Raw genomic sequence first — 17,149 nt, 5'->3', positions numbered from 1 at the left:
CGGGACCGGACGGTCACCCCGTCTTCAGCGCCGCCGCCATCGTCCTCAGCTCCTCGGGGGAGCCGGTGCCGGCCACCACCGTCGTGGAGCCGGGCGTGTCCTTGAGCACCAGGGCGTCGTACCGGCCGCCGCTGTAGCGGGTCCAGGTACGGCCGCCGATCTCCTCGGTCCGCTCGGTCGCCGACGCGCCCTGGCTGGCCTGGTCGATGAAGTCGGCGGGCTTCTGCGTGGACTGCTCGACCTGGACGTACTGGCCGTCCGGGGTCTGGAAGCCGAGGTGCCAGCGGTCGGACTTCTCGCCCTGGAAGCGTACGGAGGTCGCCTTCCAGGTACTCGGCAGGCCCTCGGGCGCGGCCACCGGGTAGCTCGCCGCCCGGCGGGCCGTGATCAGCTCGACCCGGTAGTCGACCCGCTTGAGCTCGGGAGCGTGATCGTCGTGCGGGATGGCGATGAAGTAGACGACCAATCCCACGATAGCGATCACGACCAGGGAGAGGATCATGTCCCGGGCCGTCTTCTGCCTGCCGTTCGTACCTGCCACGCCCCCTATCGTCGCAGGTGCCCCAAGCGCTCATCCGTGGGGTCCCCTGCTCATTTTGTCTGCTCAACGATAGAGTCGGGTCCAAGACCCTCATCCGGCCGTCGTCGTATCAGAAAGGTGCGCTCCGATGACCGAAAACCACCACCTGCCGTCCGAGCTGGACGTCCCCTCGGAGGCTCCCGACCGCAACCTCGCCCTGGAACTCGTCCGGGTGACCGAAGCCGCCGCGATGGCCGCGGGCCGCTGGGTCGGGCGCGGGGACAAGAACGGCGCCGACGGTGCCGCGGTGCGCGCCATGCGGACCCTGGTCTCCACCGTGTCGATGAACGGCGTGGTCGTCATCGGCGAGGGCGAGAAGGACGAGGCCCCGATGCTCTTCAACGGGGAGCACGTGGGCGACGGCACCGGTCCCGAGGTCGACATCGCCGTCGACCCGATCGACGGCACCACGCTGACGGCCAAGGGCATGCCGAACGCGATCGCCGTCCTCGCCGCCGCCGAGCGCGGCGCGCTGTTCGACCCGTCCGCCGTGTTCTACATGGACAAGCTGGTCACCGGCCCCGAAGCGGCGGACTTCGTCGACATCAACGCGCCCGTCGCGGTGAACATCCGGCGCATCGCCAAGGCCAAGCGGTCCTCGCCGGAGGACGTGACCGTCGTCATCCTCGACCGGCCGCGGCACGAGGGTCTGATCCGCGAGGTCCGGGACGCCGGCGCGCGCATCAAGCTGATCTCCGACGGCGACGTGGCCGGCTCGGTGTACGCGCTGCGCGAGGGCACCGGCGTCGACCTGCTGCTCGGCATCGGCGGCACCCCGGAGGGCATCATCTCGGCCTGCGCCGTGAAGTGCCTGGGTGGGACCATCCAGGGCAAGCTGTGGCCGAAGGACGACGAGGAGCGGCAGCGGGCGATCGACGCGGGGCACGATCTGGACCGGGTGCTCACGACGGACGACCTGGTGTCCGGGGAGAACGTGTTCTTCGTCGCCACCGGGATCACCGACGGGGAGTTGCTGCGGGGGGTCCGGTACCGGTCGGAGACCGCGCTGACCGAGTCGATCGTGATGCGGTCGAAGTCGGGGACGGTGCGGAGGATCTTCTCCGAGCACCGGCTGAGCAAGCTGCGGGCCTACAGCGCGATCGACTTCGACCGGGCCAAGTAAGGCCGCCCGCTCGGAGGGGGCGCGTGGAGCGCCGGGGCGCGCGGAGCGCCGGCGGCTGCGGGTTGTCCGTGGTTCTTCGCGCAGCCCCGCGCCCCCAGGCGGGGAAGCGCCCTCGGTGCGGTGAGGGCGCTCCTCGTCCAGGTGTCTCAGCCCGCCATGCGGTCTGCCGACGCCCGCGCCGCCTTCTTCAGTTCCAGCTCCCTGCGGCGGCGCCTCGCCAGGACCACTCGGCGTTCGGCCGCCGTGAGGCCGCCCCAGACGCCGTAGGGCTCGGGCTGGAGGAGGGCGTGTTCGCGACACTCGACCATGACCGGACAGCGGGAGCAGACCCGCTTGGCCGCCTCTTCGCGGGACAGCCGGGCGGCGGTCGGTTCCTTCGACGGGGCGAAGAACAGGCCGGCCTCGTCGCGTCGGCACACCGCCTCGGTGTGCCAGGGGGCGTCTTGGTCCCTGTCCCGCGTCGGCACCCGCTGGGCCGGAACGGCAGCGACCTGCAGGGACGAATGCGGCGGTTGCAGCACGGTCTACTCCTGACGACGGCTTCGCGAGCGAGAGACGATGCAGCAAGGCCTACCCGCTGTGCGCGCGCCTATGCACAGCGTTCCGGACCGCTGGCGCGCGGCGCGGCCGTGCGCGCCCCCGGGTCAGTGCCCCAGGTGTTTGCGCAGCTTGCGGTCCACCTTGTCATGGACGCGATCGAGGATGTCCGCCACCCGCCTGCCCCGCTTGGGCCGCGCCTCCACGTTGCCGAGGACGGCCCAGCCGTCGACGTAGACCACCGGCGCGTCGGAGTCGACGGAGTCCAGCGGGCTCACCTCGAAGTTGCCCAGCACGCCACCGCCGGTGCCGCGCAGCGAGATGTTCTCCGGGACGCGGATCTGGACGTCGCCGAAGACGGAGACCGCCTTGATGACCACCTGCTGGTACTCGAAGATCGCCTCGCTGAGGTCGATCTCGACGCTGCCGAAGACGGCGTACGCGTGCAGCCGGCGTCCGGCCCGCCAGCGGCCCCGGCGCATGGCGCTGCTGAACACCGCCACCACGTTCGCGTCGGCCTCCACCGGGATCGCGCCCGGGGTGGGCCGGGGCGGCACCGGCGTGTAGGCGGGGGCGGTGGGGCGCTGGTGGGCGGCGGGCAGGTCCCGGATGAAGACCTCCAGCTCACCCACCGTCTTGGCGTGCAGCACCCCGTCCACGCGCTCGGCGTGCTCGTCGGCGGTCAGCCGGCCCTCGGCCAGGGCCTCGCGGAGGATGTCGGCGACCCGGTCGCGGTCGGCGTCGGAGGCGCGCAGCTCGGTGGCGGGGGTGGGTGCGGTGTGCTTCTGAAGGTCCACGAGGGCAGCGTACCCACACACGATAGATCGCGACACCCCCGACTGAGCCTTACCTCACAGGTTCGCCGTCGGAGGCAGGTTCTACGCTGGGGAGGCCCGCCAGCGTCGGCGGGCGGCCGTCCGTCAGAGTGAGGAATGGGCTGAGATGCCGCATACTTCCCCCCCACCCCGCCCAGCGTTCGCATACACCGATCTGCTCCCCCAAGGAGAGGACACCACCCCCTACCGGCTGGTGACCTCCGAAGGCGTTTCCACCGTCGAGGGGCCGGACGGGCGGACGTTCCTCAAGGTGGAGCCGGAGGCGCTGCGCAAGCTGGCCGAGGAGGCCATCCACGACATCCAGCACTACCTGCGCCCGGCCCACCTCGCCCAGCTCCGCCGGATCATCGACGACCCGGAGGCGTCGGGCAACGACAAGTTCGTCGCGCTCGACCTGCTGAAGAACGCGAACATCGCGGCGGCCGGCGTGCTGCCCATGTGCCAGGACACCGGCACGGCGATCGTCATGGGCAAGCGCGGCCAGAACGTGCTGACGGCCGGCGAGGACGAGAAGCACCTGTCCCACGGCATCTACGACGCCTACACCAAGCTGAACCTGCGCTACTCGCAGATGGCTCCGCTCACCATGTGGGAGGAGAAGAACACCGGCTCCAACCTGCCGGCCCAGATCGAGCTGTACGCCACCGACGGCGGCGCCTACAAGTTCCTGTTCATGGCGAAGGGCGGCGGCAGCGCCAACAAGTCCTTCCTGTACCAGGAGACGAAGGCCGTCCTGAACGAGGCCTCCATGATGAAGTTCCTGGAGGAGAAGATCCGCTCGCTCGGCACGGCCGCCTGCCCGCCGTACCACCTGGCGATCGTCGTCGGCGGCACCAGCGCCGAGTACGCGCTGAAGACCGCGAAGTACGCCTCCGCGCACTACCTGGACACCTTGCCGGCCGAGGGGTCGCCGCTCGGCCACGGCTTCCGGGACAAGGAGCTGGAGGAGAAGGTCTTCGAGCTGACCCAGAAGATCGGTATCGGCGCGCAGTTCGGCGGCAAGTACTTCTGCCACGACGTCCGCGTGGTCCGCCTGCCCCGGCACGGCGCGTCCTGCCCGGTCGCCATCGCCGTCTCCTGCTCCGCCGACCGCCAGGCGGTCGCGAAGATCACCGCCGAGGGCGTCTTCCTGGAGCAGCTGGAGACCGACCCGGCGCGCTTCCTGCCGGACACCACGGACGAGCACCTGGAAGAGGGCGACGTCGTCAGGATCGACCTCAACCAGCCGATGGACACGATCCTCGCCGAGCTGACCAAGTACCCGGTCAAGACGCGGCTGTCGCTGACCGGCCCGCTGGTCGTGGCCCGGGACATCGCCCACGCCAAGATCAAGGAGCGGCTGGACGCGGGCGAGGAGATGCCGCAGTACCTGAAGGACCACCCGGTGTACTACGCCGGCCCGGCGAAGACGCCCGAGGGCTACGCCTCCGGTTCCTTCGGCCCGACCACGGCCGGCCGCATGGACTCCTACGTGGAGCAGTTCCAGGCGGCGGGCGGCTCCAGGGTGATGCTCGCCAAGGGCAACCGCAGCAAGCAGGTCACCGACGCGTGTGCCGCCCACGGCGGTTTCTACCTCGGCTCCATCGGCGGCCCGGCCGCCCGTCTCGCCCAGGACTGCATCAAGAAGGTGGAGGTCCTGGAGTACGAGGAGCTGGGCATGGAGGCGGTCTGGAGGATCGAGGTCGAGGACTTCCCGGCGTTCATCGTGGTGGACGACAAGGGGAACGACTTCTTCACCGACCCGGCCCCGCAGCCGACGTTCACGAGCATTCCGGTGCGGGGTCCCGGCCTGGTCTGACCCCCTCCCGCCGTCGCCCCCGGGACCGGGACCGGTCCCGGGGGCGGTCCCGGGGGCGATCGAGTACGGGCGCCGTGGCGGGCCCTGACCCGTCATCAGCGAGCCGGCCACCCGCCCGGCCCAATTCCCGGAACATTCCGGTCCCCGCGACCGCTGTACGGGACATGAGCGAATACCGCATCGAACATGACTCCATGGGCGAGGTCCGGGTCCCGGCCCACGCCAAGTGGCGGGCCCAGACGCAGCGCGCCGTGGAGAACTTCCCGGTCTCCGGACAGCGCATCGAGCGGGCGCACATCGAGGCGCTGGCCCGCATCAAGGCGGCGGCGGCGAAGGTGAACGCCGAGCTGGGCGTGCTGGACAAGGAGGTCGCGCAGGCGATCCAGGACGCGGCCGGCGAGGTCGCCGCGGGGAAGTGGGACGAGCACTTCCCGGTGGACGTGTTCCAGACGGGCTCGGGGACCTCGTCCAACATGAACACCAACGAGGTCATCGCGACGCTGGCGACCGAGCGGCTCGGCCGGGACGTGCACCCCAACGACCACGTGAACGCCTCGCAGTCGTCCAACGACGTCTTCCCGTCGTCCATCCACATCGCGGCCACCGCGGCCGTCACCCATGACCTGATCCCGGCCCTGGAGCACCTTGCAGCGTCCCTGGAGCGCAAGTCCGCGGAGTTCGCGGACGTGGTGAAGTCGGGGCGGACGCACCTGATGGACGCGACGCCGGTGACGCTCGGGCAGGAGTTCGGCGGGTACGCGGCCCAGGTGCGGTACGGCGTCGAGCGGCTCAGGGCCTCCCTTCCGCGCCTCGCCGAGCTCCCGCTGGGCGGCACGGCCGTCGGCACCGGCATCAACACCCCGCCCGGGTTCTCCGCCGCCGTCATCGAGGAGGTCGCCCGGGTGACCGGGCTGCCGCTGACCGAGGCCCGCGACCACTTCGAGGCGCAGGGCGCCCGGGACGGCGTCGTGGAGACCAGCGGACAGCTGAGGACCATCGCGGTCGGCCTGACGAAGATCGCCAACGATCTGCGCTGGATGTCCTCCGGGCCGCGCACCGGTCTCGCCGAGATCCGGCTGCCCGACCTCCAGCCCGGCTCCTCGATCATGCCGGGCAAGGTGAACCCGGTGGTCCCGGAGGCCGTGCTGATGGTCGCCGCGCAGGTCGTCGGGAACGACGCCACCATCGCCACCGCGGGCGCCGCCGGCAACTTCGAACTGAACGTCATGCTCCCGGTCATCGCCAAGAACGTCCTGGAGTCGGTCCGGCTGCTCGCCAACGTCTCGCGGCTGCTGGCCGACCGGACCGTCGACGGCATCACCGCCGACCGCGAACGCGCCCGCGAGTACGCCGAGTCGTCCCCGTCGGTGGTGACCCCGCTGAACAAGTACATCGGGTACGAGGAGGCCGCGAAGGTCGCCAAGAAGTCCCTCGCCGAGCGCAAGACGATCCGTCAAGTCGTCCTGGAGAGCGGGTACGTGGAGCGGGGCGACCTGACGCTGGAGCAGCTGGACGAGGCGCTGGATGTCCTGCGGATGACGCGCCCGTAACCAGGAGCGAACCATTCCGGCCACCCGGGTACCGCCGTGACCCGCGCCGCAGCGTCGTGTGCCCGTGGCACCTAATATCTGTCCATGACGGACGACGGAGCGATGACACGAGTGGCGGCGGGGCCGGCGGCGACCTACTGGACCCCGGGGACGCACATCCTGTGGCGCTATCGGGCGAACGGCGGCGAGCGGTACCACATCGCGCGGCCGGTCACCGTCGTACGCGACGACGCGGACCTGCTGGCGGTGTGGCTGGCCCCCGGCACCGAGTGCGTGAAGCCGGTCCTGGCCGACGGCACGCCCGTGCACCTGGAGCCGCTGGAGTCCCGGTACACCAAGCCGCGCACGGTCCAGCGGGACCGCTGGTTCGGCACGGGCGTGCTGAAGCTGGCCCAGCCCGGCCGGCCCTGGTCGGTGTGGCTGTTCTGGGAGCCGGGCTGGCGGTTCAAGAACTGGTACGTGAACCTGGAGGAGCCGCTGGTCCGGTGGGCGGGCGGGGTGGACTCCGAGGACCACTTCCTGGACATCACCGTGCAGCCGGACCGCAGTTGGCACTGGCGCGACGAGGACGAGTTCGCGCAGGCCCAGCGGGACGGGCTGATGGACGCGGCCACCGCCGAGCAGGTGCGGGCGGCCGGCCGGGAGGCGGTGGAGGTGATCCGCGCGTGGGGGCCGCCGTTCGGCGACGGCTGGCCGCGCTGGCGCCCGGATCCGTCCTGGACGGTACCTTCCCTCCCCGAGGACTGGGACCGCACACCCGCGCGCGTATCCTCGTGAGAGCCTTGATACGCCCCCAGACAAGAACCGTAGGATCGTCCTCCGCAAGGGCGTGGAAGAGCAACTTCAGGGGCATGCGCCGGGCTTGACCGATCGTCACCGAGGGGCGGCAGGACGTGAGCGAGGGGTACCAGGGCACCACCACGAAGGCGTGCGGCGACCGGGCCGCCGGCCGCGCGGATCTCGCCACCGGCACAGCGCCTGCCCGCGACACGGCGGAAATTCCGTTCCTGGGGCACGTATTGCGGGTATCGGGATGTCGGCGGGACCAACTGCGCGCCCGGCGTACCCGGCGCACAGCCCCGGACGGATGGATGCGACACGCGTGACGGAGCAGCCCACCTCCTTCGAACGCCCCCAGCCGGGCGTCGACCCCGCGGAGTCCCGCGGGGCACTGCTGCGTACCCAGCAGCAGCCCCAGAAGCCTTCGACGCAGCTCGGCGATCCGGCCTTACCCGTACAGGCCCGGGCCGACGGAACGCCGTCCGCAGCGGGCACCGCCACACCCTGTGGCAAGGGGAAGGAACCCGCGGTCGGCCAGGGGAAGGAGCCCCCAGTCAACGGCCCCGAGCACGCCCAGCCCGCCGGCACCGAACCCGACGCCCACCGCCCGCGCCCCGCGCCGGAGGGCATCCCGGCGCAGCCCGGCGCCGCGCAGGAGCGGTCGCCGGGCGGTCAGGAACGCCGTACCGGGCAGGCCCTGCCGCCGGGGCGGCCGATGCCCATGCGGCGCGACGGGGACCGGCTCAGGTTCGTGGGCGCGGCCACCCGGCGGATCGCCCGCGGGCTCGACCTCGACGAGATCGTCATGGGGCTGTGCCGGGCCACCGTGCCGACGTTCTCCGACGCGATACTGGTCTACCTGCGCGAGCCGCTGCCGGTCGGCGACGAACGGCCCAGCGGTCCGGTGGTGCTGCGATTGCGCCGTACCGACCGGATACCCCCGGAGCGGGACACCGACGGGGTGCTGCTGCCGCCGGCGTTCGAGCCGGAGCCGTCCGTGCTGTCGGACCTGTCGGCGCTCACCACCGAGCTGTGCGAGGTGCGGCCGGGCGGCGCGCTGAACGAGGTGCTGCGCGGGGTGCGCCCCGTGTTCGCCGACGCGCCCGCCGCCCGGGACGCGCTGCCCGAACTGCTCGGCGAGGGCGGTGAGGCGGTCGTACCGGGCGAGCGGCACGCGATCCTCGCGCCGCTGCGCGGCCGGCGCCGGGTGATCGGCGCGGCCCTGTTCCTGCGCCGCCCGGACCGGCTCGCGTTCGAGGCGGACGATCTGCTGGTGGCCGCGCAGCTGGCCACGCACAGCGCGCTCGGCATCGACAAGGCGGTGCTGTACGGCCGCGAGGCGTACATCGCCGACGAGTTGCAGCGCACCATGCTGCCCGAGACGCTGCCCCGGCCGACCGGTGTCCGGCTGGCCTCCCGCTATCTGCCGGCGGCGGAGACCGCGCGGGTCGGCGGCGACTGGTACGACGCGATCCCGCTGCCCGGCAGCCGGGTGGCGCTGGTCGTCGGCGATGTGATGGGCCACTCGATGACCTCGGCGGCGATCATGGGCCAGCTGCGCACCACCGCGCAGACGCTGGCCGGGCTCGATCTGCCGCCGCAGGAGGTGCTGCACCACCTGGACGAGCAGGCGCAGCGCCTGGGCACCGACCGCATGGCGACCTGCCTGTACGCGGTCTACGACCCGGTGACGCACCGCATCACGATCGCCAACGCCGGTCATCCGCCGCCCGTGCTGCTGCACCTGGGCGGCCACGCCGAGGTCCTGCGGGTGCCGTCGGGCGCGCCGATCGGGGTCGGCGGGGTCGACTTCGAGGCGGTGGAGCTGGAGGCACCCGCCGGAGGCACCCTGCTGCTGTACACCGACGGCCTGGTGGAGTCCCGGCTGCGGGACGTGTGGACCGGCATAGAGCAGTTGCGGGAGAAGCTGGCCGCGACCGCGCGGCTGACCGGTCCGGACCATCCGCCGCCGCTGGAAGCGCTGTGCGACGAGGTGCTGGACATGCTCGGACCGGGCGACCGGGACGACGACATCGCGCTGCTCGCCGCCCGTTTCGACGGGATCGCGCCGAGCGATGTCGCCTACTGGACGCTGGAGCCGGAGGACTCCGCCCCGGGCCAGGCCCGCCGGCTGGCCCGGCGCGCGCTCGCCCGCTGGGACCTGGAGGACCTGACGGACTCGGTGGAGCTGCTGGTCAGCGAGGTCGTGACGAACGCCGTGCGGTACGCGTCGCGGCCGGTGACGCTGCGGCTGCTGCGCACGGACGTGCTGCGCTGCGAGGTCGGCGACGACGTGCCGCAGCTGCCGCGCCTGCGGCAGGCGCGGGCCACGGACGAGGGCGGGCGCGGTCTGTACCTGGTCAACAGGCTGGCCCGGCGCTGGGGCGCGACCCGGCTGAGCACCGGCAAGGTGGTGTGGTTCGAGCTGAACCGCGGCTGAACGGCCGCCGAACCCCGCGACATGCGAAGGGCGCCCGGTGTGACCGGGCGCCCTTCGCCGTCGTGTCCTGTCGTGGGGCTACGGGACGTTCTCCGGGTCGAGCGGGTTCTCCGGGCTGGTCGACGTCGTCGGCGGCGGGCTCGTCGGGGTCTGGCTCGGGGTCTGGGTGGGCGTCTGGCTGGGGGTCTGGGTCGGCGTCTGCGACGGGGTCTCGGTCGGCGACTGCGACGTCTGCGACGGCGTCTCGGTCGGCGTCTGCGACGGCGTCTGGGTCGGGGTGTGCGTCCAGGTCGGCGTCTCGGTCGGCTCGACGGCCGCGCCCTGCGTGGTGTTCAGGTCGAACTTCGCCTTGTCCGTGACGCCGAAGGTGTACGCGGCCCAGATCTGCGCCGGGTAGCCGCCGCCGTTGATCCGGCCGGGCGGCGGGAGCAGGCCGGTCGCGCCCTTCATGGAGACGTGGGCCTTGGTCTTCGGGTCCTCGCCGAACAGGCCGACGGAGGTGACCAGGGTCGGCGTGTAGCCGGTGAACCAGGCCGACTTGTTCTCGTCGGAGGTACCGGTCTTGCCCGCCACCTGCTGGCCGTCGCGCAGCGCGTTGCTCGCCACGGACTGCTTGGCCGTACCGTCGTCGACCACGCCGGTGAGCACCGAGGTGACCGTGTCGGCGGCCGTACGGCTGATCACCGAGCCGCCGACCGGGTTCGGCATGTCGACCGTACGGCCCTTGTTCTCCGCGGACTTGATGACCGTCGGGGTGACCTTGTAGCCGTGGTTGGCGAAGGTGGCGTAGATCCCGGCCATCTCCAGCGGGCTGGCGCCCATGGAGCCGAGGGTCTGGGCGGGCACCGCCTGCATGCCCTTGGTGTTCATGCCGAGCTTGCCCGCCGTGCTCATGACCTTGTCCATGCCGACGTCCACGCCCATCTGCGCGAAGACCGAGTTGACGGACTTGTTCATCGCCTGCTGCACGGTGATCTTGTCGTAGTCGACGTCGTCCTCGTTCGGCGGGGCGAAGCCGACCTGGGCGCCGTGGTCCAGGACCTGGCGGCGGCTGGTGCCGTCGTAGACAGTGCTCGCGGTGATCGGCTTGCCGTCCTGGGTGGTGGCGTTCTGCTCCAGGGCGGCGGCGAGGATGACCGGCTTGAACGTGGAGGCCGGCTGGTAGTCCCGGCGGGCGGCGTTGTCGAAGTAGTGCTTGTAGTAGTCCTGGCCGCCGTAGAGCGCGACGATCCTGCCGGTCTTGGGGTCGACGGAGACGGCGCCGGCCTGGATGGCGCCGTCGACCTTGCGCTTCTTCGGGTCGAGCTTGGCGGTCAGCTGGGTCTTGACGGCCTTCTCCAGCGCGGCCTGCTTCTTCCGGTCGATGTTGAGGGTGATGGTCCAGCCCTTGTCGACGACGGCGTTCTCCGCCTGGGACTGGGTCAGGCCCTCCTGCGCCATGAGCTGCTGCTCCAGCTGCTGGTTGGCGAGTTCGACCAGGTAGCCCTTCTGCCCGCCGAGGCCCGGGGCGCCCTTGGGCTCCTTCGGGTAGGGGAAGTGCAGGCCGTCCCGGTCGCTCTTGGAGAGCCAGCCCTCCTCGACCATGTTGTCCAGGACGTAGTTCCAGCGCTGGGTGACCAGCCGCTTGCCGGTCTTGGTGGCGACGGCCCAGTCGTACTGGCTGGGGGCCTGGAGCAGGGCGGCGAGGTAGGCGCCCTGCGCGACGCTGAGGTCCTGGGCGTCCACGTGGTAGTACGCCTGGGCGGCGGCCTGGATGCCGTAGGCGTTGCGGCCGTAGTAGCTGGTGTTGATGTAACCGGCGAGGATGTCGTCCTTGGACTTCTCGCGGTCCACCTTGAGCGAGATGACCAGCTCCTTCAGCTTGCGCGTGACGGTCTGGTCCTGGTTCAGGTAGTAGTTCTTGACGTACTGCTGGGTGATCGTGGAGCCGCCCTGCTTGCCCTTGCCGGACACCGTGTTGATCAGGCCGCGGGCGGTGCCGCGCAGGTCGACGCCGGAGTCGTGGTAGAAGCTCTTGTTCTCGGCGGCGACGAAGGTCAGCTGGACCTTGCGGGGCACCTTGGACAGGTCGACGATCTCGCGGTTGACCTCGCCCTTGCGGGCCAGGATCGTTCCGTCACTGAACTTGTAGACGTTGCTCTGCTGCTGGGCGGCGGCGTTGCCCTGGGGGATGTCCACGTACAGGTACAGGCCGATGAAGCCCAGGATGCCGAGCAGGCACACGCCGAAGAAGGTCCCGAGGATCTTCTTCCAGCCGAAGATCCGGCGTATGAGGCTCTTGGCGGGCTTGCCGGACGCGGGCCCGCCGCCGGAGGCGCCGGACGCGGTGGCCGCCGAGGGCGTGGGCGCGGAGCGGCGGCGCTTGGGTGCCGCGCGGTGGCCGCCGCGCTGTCGCGCTCGTCTCTCTTCCGCTCGTCCCATGGGTCCCTACGCTCGCTTCCGTCTCGGGGTCAGCTCCGAAAGCTAACACCCCTCTATATGACAAAGGGCGTCCGATCCGTTCTTTTACGGACGTGACAATCAGCACCCGCCCCATCGGAACCGACGGCTGTCACTGGCCCAGGGTTGCTCCGCGAGGTAAAGTGATATCACTTAGCTAGAGCCAAGATAGGCACTACGACAAGCGGGGGTCCCCTATGTCCATATCCGAGCCGGCCGCCACCGCCGACGTCCCCGAGATGCCCGCGCCACGGGTGCGGGAGTTCACCGCCCACAGCATCGGCGGCGGACTCGCCCTGCTGCTCGGCCTGATCGGACTCGGCGCCGCGGTCGCGCTGTTCGCGGCCTCCACGGCGGCCCCCTCCGGCGGGGCCGAGGGCGGGCTCGTCGCCGCCGGCGTCGTCGTCCTGCTGGCGTCCGCCATCGGGATGCGCGGACTGAACACGGTCGCGCCGGGCGAGGCCCGGGTCGTCCAGCTCTTCGGGCGCTACCGGGGCACGATCCGGCAGGACGGCCTGCGCTGGGTGAACCCCTTCACCTCCCGGACCCGGATCTCCACCCGGGTGCGCAACCACGAGACCGCCGTACTGAAGGTCAACGACGCCTACGGCAACCCGATCGAACTGGCCGCGGTCGTGGTGTGGAAGGTCCAGGACACCGCGCAGGCCACCTTCGAGGTGGACGACTTCGCCGAGTTCGTCGCCACCCAGACCGAGACGGCCGTGCGGCACATCGCCATCGAGTACCCGTACGACGCCCACGAGGAGGACGGCCTGTCGCTGCGCGGCAACGCAGAGGAGATCACCGAGAAGCTGGCCGTCGAGCTCCAGGCGCGGGTGGAGGCGGCCGGGGTGCGGATCATCGAGTCCCGCTTCACGCATCTCGCGTACGCTCCCGAGATCGCCTCGGCGATGCTCCAGCGACAGCAGGCGGGGGCGGTCGTCGCGGCCCGCCGGCAGATCGTGGACGGCGCGGTCGGCATGGTCGAGGCGGCGCTGGCCCGGATCGCGGACGCGGACATCGTGGAGCTGGACGAGGAACGGAAGGCGGCGATGGTGTCGAACCTGATGGTGGTGCTGTGCGGGGACCGGGCCCCCCAGCCGGTCCTCAACACGGGGACGCTCTACCAGTGACGGATCCGGTGAAGGACCCTTCGGGGGCCCCGAAGCGCCGGCCGCAGCAGCGCAAGCAGGTGCTGCTGCGGCTGGACCCGCTGGTGTACGAGGCACTGGCCCGGTGGGCCGGGGACGAGCTGCGGTCGGCGAACGCGCAGATCGAGTTCCTGCTGCGGCGCGCCCTCGCGGAGGCGGGGCGCCTGCCGAAGGACACCGGACCGCTGCCGCGGCGGGGCCGGCCGCCTGTGTCGGAACCGTGACAATCGGCCCCCACCTGCGGGGCCGTACCGCCCGCCACACTCCCTGCACAGCGCGTATACACCCTGCGTATACACCGTGTGTACTGTGCTGCCATGTCCATCGGTCACACCCTTCTGGGACTCCTGGAGTCCGGCCCGCGCCACGGCTACGACCTCAAGCGGGCCTTCGACGAGAAGTTCGGTCACGACCGGCCGCTGCACTACGGCCAGGTCTATTCCACGATGTCCCGGCTGCTGAAGCACGGCCTCGTGGAAGTCGACGGGATCGAGGCCGGCGGCGGCCCCGAGCGCAAGCGGTACGCCATCACCGACGCCGGAGTCACCGATGTCGAGCACTGGCTCGCCACGCCGGAGAAGCCGGAGGAGTACCTCCAGTCGACCCTCTACACCAAGGTCGTCCTCGCCCTGCTCACCCACCGCGACGCGGCCGACATCCTCGACACGCAGCGGGCCGAACACCTGCGCAGCATGCGGATCCTGACCGACCGCAAGCGCAAGGGCGACCTCGCGGACCAGCTGATCTGCGACCACGCCCTGTTCCACCTGGAGGCCGATCTGCGCTGGCTGGAACTGACCGCCGCGCGCCTCGACAGGCTCCGCGCGGAGGTGGTGGCCAAGTGACTCCCCCGCCCGGCACCCTGCTCGCCGCCGAGAACCTGCGCAAGTCCTACGGCCCCACGGTCGCGCTCGACGGCGCCGCGTTCTCCATCCACCCCGGCGAGGTCGTCGCCGTCATGGGCCCCTCCGGCTCCGGCAAGTCCACGCTGCTGCACTGCCTGGCCGGTATCGTGCCGCCCGACTCCGGCTCCATCACCTACGACGGCCGCGAACTGGCCGGCATGAGCGACGCCGGACGCAGCGCCCTGCGCCGCAGCGAGTTCGGCTTCGTCTTCCAGTTCGGGCAGCTCGTCCCGGAGCTGACCTGCGTGGAGAACGTGGCGCTGCCGCTGCGCCTGAACGGCACGCACCGCAAGGAGGCCGAACGGGCCGCGCTGAGCTGGATGGAGCGCCTGGAGGTGGACGACCTCAAGGGCAAGCGGCCCGGCGAGGTCTCCGGCGGCCAGGGCCAGCGGGTCGCGGTGGCGCGGGCGCTGGTCACCGGGCCCCGGGTGCTGTTCGCCGACGAGCCGACCGGCGCGCTCGACTCCCTCAACGGCGAACGCGTGATGGAGCTGCTGACCGACGCGGCCCGCTCCACCAACGCCGCCGTGGTCCTGGTCACGCACGAGGCCCGGGTGGCCGCCTACTCCGACCGCGAGATCGTCGTACGCGACGGCAGGTCCCGCGACATGGAGCGCGCCATATGAGCGTCCGGCAGTGGTGCAGGGACCTGGGCATGGGGGCCCGGTTCGCCCTCACCGGCGGACGCGAGGGCTGGGTCCGGATGCTGCTGACGGCGGTCGGCGTCGGCCTGGGCGTGGCCCTGCTGCTGCTCACGACGGCGCTGCCGAACGTGCTGACGGCCCGGCACCAGCGCGAAGATGCCCGCCAGGACCTCACCTACGGCGCGGCCGTGCCGCCCAGGGGCGAGAACACCGTGCTGGTCGGCACGACCGACACCGAGTGGCACTCCAAGGGCATCCGGGGCCGGCTGCTGGAGCCCGAGGGCGCGCGGGCGCCGCTGCCGCCCGGCCTCGACCGCTTCCCGAAGGAGGGCGAGATGGTGGCCTCGCCCGCGCTGAAGGAGCTGCTCTCCTCGGACGGGGGCAAGCTCCTGCGGGAACGGCTGCCGTTCCGGATCACCGGCACGATCGGCGAACCCGGGCTGGTCGGCTCGCACGAACTGGCCTACTACGCCGGTGCCGAGGGCCTGAAGGTGACCAAGAACAGCTCGCGGGTGGTGCGGCTGACCGCGTTCGGCGATCCGCACCCGACGACCGAGCGGGCCGACCCGGTGCTCCTGCTGATGACGCTGGTCGTGTTCGTCGCCCTGCTGACACCGGTCGCCGTCTTCATCGCCGCGGCCGTACGGTTCGGCGGCGAGCGGCGCGACCGCAGGCTGGCCGCGTTGCGGCTGGTGGGCTCCGACAGCCGGATGACCCGCAGGATCGCGGCGGGCGAGGCGCTGGCCGGGTCGCTGCTCGGACTGGCCGTCGGCACGGTGTTCTTCCTGATCGGACGGCAGGCGGCGGGCTCGGTGGAGGTCAGGGGGGAAAGCTTCTTCCCCAGCTACCTCGACCCGTCCCCCGCACTGGCCGCGCTGGTCGCGGTGGCGGTCCCGGCGGCGGCGGTGCTGGTGACGCTGTTCGCCATGCGCGGGGTGGTCGTGGAACCGCTCGGCGTGGTGCGCACGGCCAAGCAGGCCCGGCGGCGCCTGTGGTGGCGGCTGCTGCTGCCGCTGGCGGGCCTCGCGATGCTGTACCCGATGATCGGCCAGGGCCGCTCGCACGGCGACTTCAACCAGTACCTCGTCACCGGCGGTGTGCTGCTGGTCCTGGTCGGCGTCACCGCGCTGCTGCCCTGGCTGGTGGAGGCGTTCGTCAGCCGGCTCGGCGCGGGCTCGGTCTCCTGGCAACTGGCCGTTCGACGCCTTCAGTTGAGCAGCGGTACGGCCGCCCGCATGGTCAACGGCATCGCGGTGGCGGTGGCCGGGGCGATCGCGTTGCAGATGCTGTTCGCGGGCCTGGAGGGCCAGTACACCAAGAACACCGGCCGCGATCCCCACCGGGCCTCGATGGAGGTCGACCTGTCGGACCGCTCCCGGCTGCCGCAGGCCGCCGCCGAGCTGGCCCACACCAAGGGCGTGCGGGCGTCGGTGGCCCTCTCCCACGGCGGACTCGGCGACAAGCGCCGCGACCCCGGCACCACGGCGAGCCTCACCGTCGGCGACTGCACCGCGCTGCGCGAACTGGTCCGCCTGCCGTCCTGCCGGGACGGCGACGTCTTCGTCCTGCCCAGTACGGCCGACGACGCCGCCACGCGGGCCCTCATGCGGCCGGGCCGGCACGGCTTCATCGACGCCACCTACTCCAGCGAGCGCGGGCGGGAGATCCCCTGGACGGTGCCGGCCGGTCTGCGGCAGGTGACCGCCCGCAAGGACTCGCTCCGGTCCGATGTCACCGGTCTGCTGCTGACCCCGTCCGCGCTGCCCGCCGGGGCCAGGTCGACGCTGTACCACGAGGTCTTCGTCCGCCTCGACCTGTCCGTGCCGTACGCGGACGAGTACGTGCGGAACACGGCCGCACGGGTGGACCGCCTCGCCAGTGCCTGGCGTTGGGCGACGACCGTCCAGTCCGACCAGTACGCCTCCCTGCGCACCGGACTGTTCCTCGGCGCGGTCTGTGTGCTGGCGCTGATCGGGGCGAGCCTGCTGGTCTCCCAGCTGGAGCAGTTGCGCGAGCGGCGCAAGCTGCTGTCGTCCCTGCTCGCCTTCGGCACCCGGCGCCGCACACTCGGCCTGTCGGTGCTGTGGCAGACGGCCGTGCCGATCACGCTCGGCCTGCTGCTGGCCGCCGCGGTGGGCCTGACCCTCGGTACGGTCCTGCTGAAGCTGGCGGCGACCCCGGTCTCCGTCGACTGGCCGAGCGTGCTGTCCCTGACCGGCGCCGGCGCGGCGGTGGTCCTCGCGGTCACCGCGCTGAGCCTGCCGCCGCTGGTGAGGATGATGCGGCCGGAGGGCCTGCGTACCGAGTGAATCCCGTCGACCGGCCGCGGCGCCGTCGTGGCCGGTCGACGGGATTCCCCGCGCCCC

General features: G+C 71.6%; 14 protein-coding genes. 10 read left to right on the top strand and 4 right to left on the bottom strand.

Annotated features, from left to right (window positions below; all coding sequences use genetic code 11):
• Positions 1–13 precede the first annotated feature (13 nt).
• Positions 14–541, bottom strand: coding sequence for a DUF4245 domain-containing protein (locus IE294_RS35570; protein WP_189893094.1), 528 nt, complete (start codon positions 539–541; stop codon positions 14–16).
• Between the two features lie 127 nt (positions 542–668).
• On the opposite strand from IE294_RS35570, the gene glpX reads away from it, so the two are divergent.
• A complete protein-coding gene (gene glpX / locus IE294_RS35565) occupies positions 669–1,703 on the top strand; it encodes a class II fructose-bisphosphatase (protein ID WP_189893092.1) in 1,035 nt (344 codons plus the stop codon).
• A 146-nt stretch (positions 1,704–1,849) separates the two neighbouring features.
• Here glpX and IE294_RS35560 read toward each other — a convergent pair whose 3' ends face one another.
• Together IE294_RS35560 and IE294_RS35555 are read right to left on the bottom strand one after the other, a co-directional pair.
• Positions 1,850–2,224 (bottom strand): WhiB family transcriptional regulator, encoded by a 375-nt coding sequence (locus IE294_RS35560; RefSeq protein WP_041665476.1) that lies wholly within the window; start codon positions 2,222–2,224, stop codon positions 1,850–1,852.
• 123 nt (positions 2,225–2,347) lie between these two features.
• Positions 2,348–3,037: a DUF1707 SHOCT-like domain-containing protein gene (locus tag IE294_RS35555; protein WP_189893090.1), complete on the bottom strand. Its 690-nt coding sequence runs from the start codon at positions 3,035–3,037 to the stop codon at positions 2,348–2,350.
• A gap of 145 nt (positions 3,038–3,182) precedes the next feature.
• Here IE294_RS35555 and IE294_RS35550 point away from each other — a divergent pair, with 145 nt between their 5' ends.
• The 4 genes from IE294_RS35550 (at position 3,183) to IE294_RS35535 (ending at position 9,644) form a co-directional block, all read left to right on the top strand.
• Positions 3,183–4,874, top strand: a complete 1,692-nt coding sequence (locus tag IE294_RS35550) for a fumarate hydratase (protein ID WP_189893088.1) — start codon at positions 3,183–3,185, stop codon at positions 4,872–4,874.
• A 164-nt stretch (positions 4,875–5,038) separates the two neighbouring features.
• Complete coding sequence (locus IE294_RS35545) at positions 5,039–6,424, top strand: class II fumarate hydratase (protein ID WP_189893085.1); 1,386 nt, start codon at positions 5,039–5,041, stop codon at positions 6,422–6,424.
• 84 nt (positions 6,425–6,508) lie between these two features.
• Positions 6,509–7,201: a cytidylyl-2-hydroxypropylphosphonate hydrolase gene (gene fomD / locus IE294_RS35540; protein ID WP_189893082.1), complete on the top strand. Its 693-nt coding sequence runs from the start codon at positions 6,509–6,511 to the stop codon at positions 7,199–7,201.
• Between the two features lie 325 nt (positions 7,202–7,526).
• Positions 7,527–9,644 carry a SpoIIE family protein phosphatase gene (locus IE294_RS35535; RefSeq protein WP_189893080.1) on the top strand — a complete coding sequence of 706 codons (2,118 nt, stop codon included), beginning with the start codon at positions 7,527–7,529 and terminating at the stop codon, positions 9,642–9,644.
• 78 nt (positions 9,645–9,722) lie between these two features.
• Here IE294_RS35535 and IE294_RS35530 read toward each other — a convergent pair whose 3' ends face one another.
• Positions 9,723–12,065 (bottom strand): transglycosylase domain-containing protein, encoded by a 2,343-nt coding sequence (locus tag IE294_RS35530; RefSeq protein WP_189893078.1) that lies wholly within the window; start codon positions 12,063–12,065, stop codon positions 9,723–9,725.
• A 215-nt stretch (positions 12,066–12,280) separates the two neighbouring features.
• Here IE294_RS35530 and IE294_RS35525 point away from each other — a divergent pair, with 215 nt between their 5' ends.
• The 5 genes from IE294_RS35525 (at position 12,281) to IE294_RS35505 (ending at position 17,092) form a co-directional block, all read left to right on the top strand.
• Positions 12,281–13,216 (top strand): SPFH domain-containing protein, encoded by a 936-nt coding sequence (locus IE294_RS35525; protein WP_189893076.1) that lies wholly within the window; start codon positions 12,281–12,283, stop codon positions 13,214–13,216.
• The gene (locus IE294_RS35520; RefSeq protein WP_189893075.1) at positions 13,213–13,458 is read left to right on the top strand and encodes a type II toxin-antitoxin system antitoxin; all 246 of its coding nucleotides are present in this window, start codon (positions 13,213–13,215) and stop codon (positions 13,456–13,458) included. Before IE294_RS35525 ends, IE294_RS35520 begins: the two co-directional genes overlap by 4 nt.
• A gap of 93 nt (positions 13,459–13,551) precedes the next feature.
• Entirely contained in the window at positions 13,552–14,079 is a 528-nt protein-coding gene (locus IE294_RS35515; RefSeq protein ID WP_189893073.1) for a PadR family transcriptional regulator, read from the top strand.
• Complete coding sequence (locus IE294_RS35510) at positions 14,076–14,765, top strand: ABC transporter ATP-binding protein (RefSeq protein ID WP_189893071.1); 690 nt, start codon at positions 14,076–14,078, stop codon at positions 14,763–14,765. The genes IE294_RS35515 and IE294_RS35510 overlap by 4 nt, the downstream gene beginning before the upstream one ends.
• A complete protein-coding gene (locus tag IE294_RS35505) occupies positions 14,762–17,092 on the top strand; it encodes an ABC transporter permease (RefSeq protein WP_189893069.1) in 2,331 nt (776 codons plus the stop codon). The genes IE294_RS35510 and IE294_RS35505 overlap by 4 nt, the downstream gene beginning before the upstream one ends.
• Positions 17,093–17,149: the final 57 nt, after the last annotated feature.

This window comes from Streptomyces canarius, from assembly GCF_014650735.1.
Taxonomy (GTDB): Bacteria; Actinomycetota; Actinomycetes; order Streptomycetales; family Streptomycetaceae; genus Streptomyces; species Streptomyces olivaceoviridis.
The sequence above is the reverse complement of the archived record's forward strand: the minus strand, read 5'-3'. Positions and strand labels throughout refer to the sequence as shown.

Excerpts from the sequence above, each read along its gene's own strand:
- glpX (WP_189893092.1), top strand. The coding sequence starts at position 669 with ATGACCGAAAACCACCACCTGCCGTCCGAGCTGGACGTCCCCTCGGAG.
- IE294_RS35550 (WP_189893088.1), top strand. The coding sequence starts at position 3,183 with ATGCCGCATACTTCCCCCCCACCCCGCCCAGCGTTCGCATACACCGAT.
- IE294_RS35545 (WP_189893085.1), top strand. The coding sequence starts at position 5,039 with ATGAGCGAATACCGCATCGAACATGACTCCATGGGCGAGGTCCGGGTC.
- fomD (WP_189893082.1), top strand. The coding sequence starts at position 6,509 with ATGACGGACGACGGAGCGATGACACGAGTGGCGGCGGGGCCGGCGGCG.
- IE294_RS35530 (WP_189893078.1), bottom strand. The coding sequence starts at position 12,065 with ATGGGACGAGCGGAAGAGAGACGAGCGCGACAGCGCGGCGGCCACCGC.
- IE294_RS35525 (WP_189893076.1), top strand. The coding sequence starts at position 12,281 with ATGTCCATATCCGAGCCGGCCGCCACCGCCGACGTCCCCGAGATGCCC.
- IE294_RS35515 (WP_189893073.1), top strand. The coding sequence starts at position 13,552 with ATGTCCATCGGTCACACCCTTCTGGGACTCCTGGAGTCCGGCCCGCGC.
- IE294_RS35505 (WP_189893069.1), top strand. The coding sequence starts at position 14,762 with ATGAGCGTCCGGCAGTGGTGCAGGGACCTGGGCATGGGGGCCCGGTTC.